The sequence below is a fragment of the Halomonas sp. BC2 genome (assembly GCF_002078115.1).
Taxonomy (GTDB): Bacteria; Pseudomonadota; Gammaproteobacteria; order Pseudomonadales; family Halomonadaceae; genus Vreelandella; species Vreelandella stevensii.
This window is the reverse complement of the sequence record NZ_LFGT01000009.1, coordinates 359,104-359,617: the sequence shown is the minus strand read 5'-3', so window position 1 is coordinate 359,617 and position 514 is coordinate 359,104. Positions and strand designations below refer to the sequence as shown.

The 514-nt window shown below is 54.7% G+C and carries 2 protein-coding genes; both read right to left on the bottom strand.

Features of this window, described 5'->3' with window-relative positions; all coding sequences use genetic code 11:
* Positions 1-81: 81 nt before the first annotated feature.
* Positions 82-207: a cytochrome c oxidase subunit CcoM gene (gene ccoM / locus B7L71_RS17870; RefSeq protein WP_016913649.1), complete on the bottom strand. Its 126-nt coding sequence runs from the start codon at positions 205-207 to the stop codon at positions 82-84.
* Positions 208-276: 69 nt separating this feature from the next.
* On the bottom strand, positions 277-514 hold a 238-nt coding region (locus B7L71_RS17445; protein ID WP_212636738.1), incomplete at its 5' end, for a hypothetical protein.

The following is a 514-nucleotide window of genomic DNA, read 5'->3' as shown; positions in this document are numbered from 1 at the left end:
GCCGGCCCAGTGGGCCGGCAAAAGGAAGTTTACACTTACCATGTAAACCCCCTCCCCTGACGACTGCTACAGCCTGCTGGATCAAGGCTTCTTGCGTTCATCCTTGCGTAGATGATCACGCACCACGAAGCCAACCCAGCCCACCATAAACGCGATCACCAATGCGACAGTTACCAAGCCGAAAATGACTGCATCGTCCCAGTACATGATGTTCCCCTCCCGCCGTGATGTATGAGGCCATCGTAACGGTTTTGAGAAGGGGAAAACTGACCTGGGTCAACCTTTGAAAACCACCGCACTATGGGGCGTCGCGAACTTGATGTACGTCAGTTTTAGCAAAACCCCGCGTAAACCCTCGCCCAGTCGGGCGGGGATACAAGCGGGCAGCGCGCTAGCGCTGCTGGGGGTTGATTTTCGCCCCTCACCGGCTAATATGGATATATATACAGCTTGATAAGCCGCAATGCCATGCTGAAAGCCACTAAAGTCCGTATCTACCCGACCCCTGAACAGG